Source organism: Kitasatospora sp. NPDC050463, assembly GCF_040655255.1.
Classification (GTDB): domain Bacteria; phylum Actinomycetota; class Actinomycetes; order Streptomycetales; family Streptomycetaceae; genus Kitasatospora.
In genome coordinates, this window is record NZ_JBFAJO010000006.1 from 188520 (window position 1) to 196027 (window position 7508).

Genomic DNA, 7508 nt, shown 5'->3' on the forward strand with positions numbered 1-7508 from the left:
CCTTCTTCCGTCCGGTCAGCCGCTTCAACAGAATGTTGAAGCACTTCGCCTGCGCATGCTAGACCTCGATCGTCGCACCTACCAGGGCGAAGCCAGAAATAACGTTCATTGAGTGTGCGGACTCGACAACTTCTTGCCTCGCCGGGCAGATGCGTTACATTGGACGGGACACCGGCTCGATCCAAGCCCCCGGGCCCAACCTTCGTCCCTTCGAGGGACCACTTGCCGCGAGGCGAGCATGGCGGGTCGGTGTCATCAACGTCTGAAGGCCCCTCACCGGTGGTGAGGGGCCTTCTTCGTACTCCGGCGCGGTGACGGCCGGTCAGCCGTGTAGCAGTGCGGGCACGCCGGCCGCGTCCGGCAGGTCGTCCGGCCCGGACAGCACCGTCAGCCGCTGGGTCGCCCGGGTGAGCGCCACGTAGAGCACCCGCAGCCCGGCCTCCGACTCGCCGGCGATCCCGGTCGGGTCGGCCACCACGGTCGCGTCGTACTCCAGGCCCTTGGCCTCCAGGCTGCCCAGCGCCACGGCGCGAGCACCCAGGCCCTCGATCCACCCGGCTGCCTCGGCCCGGCGGTCCATCGGCACGACGACCGCCACGGTGCCGTCCACCTCCGCCAGCAACCGCTCCAGCTCGGCCCGGGCCGCCGCGCCGAACGCCCGGGGCGACGGGTCGGTGACGGCCGCGAAGCGCGGTTCCACACCGACGTGGCGCACCGCGCTCGGCGAGGGCGTGCCCGGAGCGGCCAGCGCCAGCACCTTGGCCGCCACCTCGGCGATCTCGGCCGGGTTCCGGTAGTTCACGGTCAGCGTGTAACGGCGGCGCGGCTTGCCGGCCAGCACCTCGTCCAACGCGGCCTGCGCCTCCTGCGGGAACGGCCAGGAGGACTGCGCCGGGTCGCCGACGATCGTCCAGGTGGCCATCCGGGCGCGGCGGCCGATCAGCCGCCACTGCATCGGGGTGAGGTCCTGCGCCTCGTCCACGATGATGTGCGCGTACTCGGTGCGCTCCACCGGCACCCGCTCCCGCTGTCTGGAGTTGCGGTCGGCGAAGGTGGTGACCTCGTCCAGCCCGCTCAGCAGGTCCACCGCGTCCACCTCGCGGACCCTCGTCCGGGCCGGCTCGCCGAGCAGCACCTGGAGTTCGTCCACCAGTGCCACGTCGTGCGCCGACAGCTCGCCCTCGCCACGGTCGGACAGGTGCCGCCAGGAACCGGCCAGCACCCTGGCCTCCTCCGGGGTGACGGCACGGCGGGCGATCCGGTTGGTGTGCCGGCTCTGCTTCAGCGTGCCGAGCACCCGGCGCGGGGTCAGCGCGGGCCACCAGGCGTCCAGGAAGTCCAGGAACGGCGCCTCGTCCGAGACGTAGTCGTCGAACGACTCCTTCTCCTCCTGGCGCTGCTCCCGGGCGTAGTGGTCGGTCGGCCTGGGCAGGTGCCGGGTGGCCTCCTGCCAGAGCGCGTCCAGCAGCAGCCTGCGGGCGCGCGGGCGCAGCAGGTTCAGCGGGGTGCCGCCCGAGCCGATCACGTTGCCGCGGACGGCCTTCAGTCGGCCGGCGTCCAGCCGCAGCACCTCGCCGCGGGCGACCACCTTGAGCTCCTGCGGCGCGCCCAGCTCCAGCGCGGCGCGGGCGGCCCGGCGCAGCAGCTGCGTCATCCGGGCCGAGCCCTTGATCCGGGCCGCCTCCGGAGTGTCGTAGGTGCCCGCCTCGATGCCGTCCACCAGCGAGCCGACCGCGCGGATCGCGACCTGCCCCTCCTCACCGAGGGAGGGCAGCACGCCCTCGGTGTAGGAGACCAGCAACGGGGTCGGGGAGACCACCAGGATGCCCCCGGCGTAGCGGCGGCGGTCCTGGTAGAGCAGGAAGGCCGCGCGGTGCAGGGCGACGGCGGTCTTGCCGGTGCCGGGACCGCCGGTGACCAGGGTGGCCCCGGCCGCGGCGGCCCGGATCACCTCGTCCTGCTCCTTCTGGATGGACGAGACGATGTCGCGCATCGAGTGGCTGCGGGCCCGGCCGAGCGAGGCCATCAGCGCGCCGTCACCGACCACGGCAAGCTCGTGGCCGGCCAGAGTGGGCGTGAGGTCGGGGCGGAGCAGGTCGTCCTCGACCCCGATCACCCGGCGGCCCTTGGAGCGGATCACCCGGCGGCGGACGACCCGGCCGGGCTCCAGCGGGGTGGCGCGGTAGAACGGCGCCGCGGCCGGCGCCCGCCAGTCGATCACCAGCGGGCCGTACTCGGCGTCCAGCACCCCGAGCCGGCCGATGTGCAGGGTCTCGGCGACGGCCGGGTCGGCCGGGTCGAGCGGGGTGTTGGAGGGAATGCCGTGCTCCTCCGGCGCATCGGCCTGCTGGAGGTCGATCCGGCCGAAGAGGAAGTCCTCGAACTCGTTGTTGAGCCGCTGCAGGTGCGCGCCGGCCCGGTACACCTGGGCGTCGCGCTCGGCGAGCGCGCCCGGGGTTCCGACCTGCACGCGCTTGGCGGCGTCCTCCAGGATGTACTCGGCCTCGGCGAGCTTCTCCTCCAGGCGGTGGTAGACGGTGTCGAGGTGCCGCTGCTCCCCGGCGATCTCGCGCTCGCGGACGGTCTCGGAATCGGTGACGGCGGTGGTGTCCGTGTTGCTCTGCATGGCCTCGGTGGTTGCGGCGGAGTACTGGGTGGAGCCGTGCTCGCCCAAGAAGCCCCCTGACGTACGTCCTGCGATGGATGGGGTCCGGCTCGGCGAAACGAGCGGACGGAAAATCCTACGCCCCCGGCTGTCCCCCGCGCCGCACCAGGGCCGGACTGCGGCGCGGGGGAGGGTTCGGGACGCGACCGGCGGAAGGGCCGGGACGCACGAAGGCCGCCCCCCGCTGAGCGGGGGGCGGCCTTCGATTGTCAACATGGGGTGGTGGAGATGCCGGGAATCGAACCCGGGTCCAGTGGAGTGGATTCAGGACTTCTCCGAGCGCAGTCCGCTGTGAGTTTCTCGGCCCTGGCAGTCACGCGGACAAGCCGCCAACAGGCCCAGCTGCTGTTTGATTTCCCCTCCACCCCCGCAGCCCGGGTGGACGGTTGAGTTCCCTAGATTATGCCAGGATCCGGGTCGGGAACTCCCCGGTCTGACACCCAAGCACTCTTAGCTGTTATTAGGCAGCGAGAGCGAACTGCTGGGAATCGCGCTTAGAGTTGGCGATTATTTGTTTGCGACAGATGGTTAACGAGATCATTGCCGCGTTCCTCGGCTCGCTTCTCCTGTTTCGACTTCCCCTGTCGAAACCGATCATCCCCATGTTTTGTTGAGAAACAACTCGGACGGTGGCCGTCCGTGGTGCTGGCGCCATACTACGCGAGGCGGCCTGCGAGGGTCCAGCGGATTAACTCCGACGTGGCCGGGGTCAGCTCTGGCGCCGCCGCGCGGCCGCCACGGCGCGGGCCGTCTCACGGGTGTCCTGCTTCTCGCGCAGCGTCTGGCGCTTGTCGTACAGCTTCTTGCCGACGGCGAGTGCCAGTTCGAGCTTCACCCGGCCGTCCTTGAAGTACAGCGAGAGCGGGATCAGGGTGTGGCCCGCGTCCCGGACCTTGGCCTCGATCTTGTGGATCTCCAGCCTGTGCAGCAGCAGCTTGCGCTTGCGCCGCGCGGCGTGATTGGTCCACGTCCCCTGCGTGTACTCGGGGATGAAGACGTTGTCGATCCACGCCTCGTGGTTCTGGATGTAGGCATAGCCGTCGACCAGGTTGGCCCGCCCCTCGCGCAGTGACTTGACCTCGGTGCCGGTGAGCACGAGGCCGCACTCGTAGGTGTCGAGGATGGTGTACTCGTGTCGCGCCTTCTTGTTCTGCGCGATCAGCTTGTGTCCGGTTTCCTTTGCCATAGCGTCGTCATTCTCGCACCTCGACCCGGTGCCGAGCAGCCCCTTTACCCGCCGCGCCTCAGGCCCGGGTGCCGAGGCCCGCGAGCACCCGCAGGGCCAGCGCGCCGGCGTCCTCGGCGGTCGCGGGCACGTCGGGCAGCAGACCGACACCCTCCGGGGAGCGGCCGGCGGGGGTGTAGTAGCGCCCGACGGTCAGCTCCAGCACCGCGCCGTCGGCCAGCCGGCTGGGCTGCTGGACGGTGCCCTTGCCGAAGGTCCGGCCGCCCACCACGACACCGCGGCTGCGGTCCTGCAGAGCGCCGGTGAGCAGTTCGGCGGCGCTCATGGTGCCGCCGTCCACCAGCACCACCAGCGGGGTGCGCTGGTCGCCGCCGGGCGGGGCGGTCAGCTCGCGGGTCCCGCCGCGCTCCTGGTAGGAGCCGACCGCTCCGCCGTCCAGGAAGACCGCGGCCGTCCCGGCGGCCTCCTCGACCAGCCCGCCGGAGTTCCCCCGCAGGTCGAGCACCACCCCGTGGGCGCCGTGCACGGCGGCCCGCACCTGCTCGGCGACGCCACTGGTGAAGGCCCGCACGGTGATCCGCACGACCCCCTTGTCCAGGCGCTCGACCGCCACCTGCTGACTGTCCAGCAGGGCCCGCCGCAGCCGGACCTCGCGGGCCTCTGCGTCGCCGCGCCGGACGGCCAGGGTGACCTCGGAGCCGACCTGGCGCTCGCCCTCGCGCCCGCGCAGCCGGGCCACCACCTCTGTGACCGGCAGGTGGTCGGCCTGGTCCGGACCGATCAGCAGCAACCGGTCGCCGACGGCGATCCCGGCGGCGGCGGCCGGGCCGGCCGGCTGCACCTGGGAGACGGTGGTGACGCCGTCCTGGCCGCGGCCGACCGACAGGCCCACCCCGAGGTAGCGGCCGTCCAGGCCCTGACTGAACTCGGCGTACTCCTGCGCGCTGTAGTAGGCGCCCCAGCGGTCGCCGTTGGCGCCGATCAGGTGCTGGGCCTGCTGCTCGGAGAGGGCCGCGCCGGCCGGGTCCTGGCCGGCCGCGAGCGTGGCGACGGCGGCCGGGGCCACGTCGGCGGAGGAGTGACGGCGCGGTCCGGGCGGGTCTCCCCAGGCGCCGGTCGCGGCCCCGGCCAGCAGCACGGCGCCGAACACCAGGCTGAGGGTGGCCGCCTGACGTGCTCTGCGCGGAGTTTCTGGCATGGCATCGGAGTGTAGGCGCAGCGCGGAGCGCGGTGGGCCGGATCGGCCGACGGCGAAACGTCGACGGCCCCGGACGGCGCAGTGCCGTCCGGGGCCGTCGGGGCCGTGCGGGGCCGGGGTCAGACCTTGAGGTACTTGCGCAACGTGAAGAACGCCGCGATGCCGGCCATGCCCATACCGACCACCACCAGCAGCGGTATCACCGCCAGCACCGAGCCGAGCCCGATGAAGTGGATGAACTGCACCCGGTCGGCCAGCCAGCTGTGGACGAAGAAGTGGCCGCCGAGCAGCAGTCCGGAGGCCATCACCGCACCGAGCAGCGCGGCGAACGCGGCCTCGGCGATGAACGGCATCTGGACGTAGAAGTTCGAGGCACCGACCAGGCGCATGATGCCGGTTTCACGCCGCCTGCTGAACGCCGACACCCGGACGGTGTTGACGATCAGCAGCAACGCGACGAAGAGCATCAGCACCATGATCACGAAGGCCGCCGTCTGGAGGCCGTTCAGCAGGCCGAAGAGGTTCTCCAGGATCTTGCGCTGGTCCTCGACCGACTTCACACCGGGCTTGCCCGCGAAGGCGCTCTGGATGACGTCGTACTTGGTCGGGTCCTTCAGCTTCACCCGCCAGGACTGCGGGATGGCCTCCGGGCCGAGGACGGAGATGAGCGGGTTGTCCGGGTTCATCTCCTTCCAGTGCTTGTACGCCTCGGCGGAGTCCTCGAAGGTGGACGACTGGACGACCGAGTCCATCTTGTCCAGCTGGGTCTTGATCTCGGCGATCTGCTGGTCGGTGGCCGCACCGCTCTGGCACTGCGGCGAGTTGCGGGCATCCGACTTCGTACAGAAGTAGATGCTCACCTCGACCTTGTCGTACCAGTACCCCTTCATGGAGTTGACCTGGTCACGGACCAGCAGGGAGGCACCGGCGAGGGCGAGGGAGAGCGCGACGCTGACGACGACCGCGATGGTCATCGTCAGGTTGCGGCGGAGACCCACACCGATCTCCGACAGGACGAACTGGGCGCGCATGCGTGTAACAACTCCAGGGTCGGTTGCTGGTCGGGCGAGACGGGCCGGCGGCCTACGGGATCAGTGCTGGTACCCGTAGACGCCGCGAGCCTGGTCGCGGACCAGCAGCCCCTTGTCGAGCTCGATGACGCGCTTGCGCATCTGGTCGACGATGGCCTGGTCGTGCGTGGCCATCAGGACCGTGGTGCCGGTGCGGTTGATCCGGTCCAGCAGCTTCATGATGCCGACCGAGTTCTGCGGGTCGAGGTTGCCGGTGGGCTCGTCCGCGATCAGCAGCATCGGGCGGTTCACGAACGCGCGGGCGATCGCGACGCGCTGCTGCTCACCACCGGAGAGCTCGCCCGGCATGCGGTCCTCCTTGCCGCCGAGGCCGACCAGGTCCAGCACCTCGGGCACCACCTTGTTGATGGCGCTCTTGGGCTTGCCGATCACTTCGAGGGCGAAGGCCACGTTCTGTGCGACCGTCTTGTTCGGCAGCAGGCGGAAGTCCTGGAAGACGGTGCCCAGCTGGCGCCGCATGTGCGGCACCTTCCAGTTGGACAGCTTGCCGAGGTCCTTGCCCAGCACGTGCACCTCGCCGACGCTGGGGCGCTCCTCGCGCAGGCACAGCCGCAGGAAGGTGGACTTGCCCGAGCCGGACGAACCGACCAGGAAGACGAACTCACCCTTCTCGATCTCCAGCGAGACGTTGTCCAGGGCGGGACGGTTCTGCTTGGGATAGGTCTTGGAGACGTTGTCGAATCTGATCACGGCTGCATCACGGAGGCCATCCTAGGCGGCGCCAGTCCTCGGTCGATCCACCCCGGGCGCCCGGCCCAGGGGCGGGCGGAGGGAGCGGAAAGGGCTGCTCCCGGCTTGGGACCATACGCGAACCGGCGACCGGCTCGCAGGGCCAGTCCGGGACAGAAGCCGACCCTTGGGAGACAATGTCCGGTTATGCCCCGAAAATTGGGAGGCATCTCACAGCCCGGGGGCCGGAACGGCCGGAACCTGGCAGAGTGGAGGTGGCGGCCGGGGTCGGCCGCTCCCCCGCACAGGGCAAGAACAGGAACCAAAGCCCCGTCCGGTGCGTTGGCAGTAGCAGCGAGGAGGAGATCGCATGACCTGCGACCATCTGGTGTGCGCCAACTGCAACGGCCGCGTGAGCGACGGCCGCTGCCCCGTGTGCCGCGCCAACCGTGCCCGGCTGCAGGAGCAGCAGGGTCCGTTCGCCGCGCTCTCCCCCACCCTGCTGCTTGCCCTGCTGGCCGGGCTGATCGCGGTGGCGCTGATCGCCCGGCAGGCGCTGGCCTGAGCCGCCACCGACGGCGAGCACGACCGACAGCAGTGCGAAGGCCGCGGCGATCACGGCGGCGGAGTGGGTCGTCGGGATGCCGTAGGTGGCCAGCGCGCCCGCGCCCAGGGCGAGCACGGCCGCCACCACCAGCC

6 protein-coding genes and 1 other RNA gene are annotated in these 7508 nt (G+C 70.8%); 1 reads left to right on the forward strand and 6 read right to left on the reverse strand.

Annotated elements, in window-relative coordinates:
- Positions 1-322: 322 nt before the first annotated feature.
- The 6 genes from AB0J08_RS06455 to ftsE all read right to left on the reverse strand — a co-directional run bounded on the left by AB0J08_RS06455 (position 323) and on the right by ftsE (position 6830).
- Positions 323-2626, reverse strand: coding sequence for a UvrD-helicase domain-containing protein (locus AB0J08_RS06455; RefSeq protein WP_360627827.1), 2304 nt, complete (start codon positions 2624-2626; stop codon positions 323-325).
- A 259-nt stretch (positions 2627-2885) separates the two neighbouring features.
- Positions 2886-3267, reverse strand: a transfer-messenger RNA (tmRNA) gene (ssrA, locus tag AB0J08_RS06460).
- A 107-nt stretch (positions 3268-3374) separates the two neighbouring features.
- Complete coding sequence (gene smpB / locus AB0J08_RS06465) at positions 3375-3851, reverse strand: SsrA-binding protein SmpB (RefSeq protein ID WP_360627779.1); 477 nt, start codon at positions 3849-3851, stop codon at positions 3375-3377.
- 58 nt (positions 3852-3909) lie between these two features.
- Positions 3910-5049, reverse strand: coding sequence for a S41 family peptidase (locus AB0J08_RS06470; protein WP_360627782.1), 1140 nt, complete (start codon positions 5047-5049; stop codon positions 3910-3912).
- Between the two features lie 119 nt (positions 5050-5168).
- Positions 5169-6080, reverse strand: coding sequence for a permease-like cell division protein FtsX (gene ftsX, locus AB0J08_RS06475; RefSeq protein WP_360627785.1), 912 nt, complete (start codon positions 6078-6080; stop codon positions 5169-5171).
- Positions 6081-6140: 60 nt separating this feature from the next.
- Entirely contained in the window at positions 6141-6830 is a 690-nt protein-coding gene (ftsE, locus tag AB0J08_RS06480) for a cell division ATP-binding protein FtsE (RefSeq protein WP_184919059.1), read from the reverse strand.
- Between the two features lie 349 nt (positions 6831-7179).
- Here ftsE and AB0J08_RS06485 point away from each other — a divergent pair, with 349 nt between their 5' ends.
- On the forward strand, positions 7180-7374 hold the full coding sequence (locus AB0J08_RS06485; RefSeq protein ID WP_360627788.1) for a hypothetical protein: 195 nt from the start codon (positions 7180-7182) through the stop codon (positions 7372-7374).
- Positions 7375-7508: the final 134 nt, after the last annotated feature.

Bases quoted from the DNA above. Each gene is read 5' to 3' on its own strand.
- AB0J08_RS06455 (WP_360627827.1), bottom strand. From the start codon at position 2,626: ATGCAGAGCAACACGGACACCACCGCCGTCACCGATTCCGAGACCGTC.
- smpB (WP_360627779.1), bottom strand. From the start codon at position 3,851: ATGGCAAAGGAAACCGGACACAAGCTGATCGCGCAGAACAAGAAGGCG.
- AB0J08_RS06470 (WP_360627782.1), bottom strand. From the start codon at position 5,049: ATGCCAGAAACTCCGCGCAGAGCACGTCAGGCGGCCACCCTCAGCCTG.
- ftsX (WP_360627785.1), bottom strand. From the start codon at position 6,080: ATGCGCGCCCAGTTCGTCCTGTCGGAGATCGGTGTGGGTCTCCGCCGC.
- AB0J08_RS06485 (WP_360627788.1), top strand. From the start codon at position 7,180: ATGACCTGCGACCATCTGGTGTGCGCCAACTGCAACGGCCGCGTGAGC.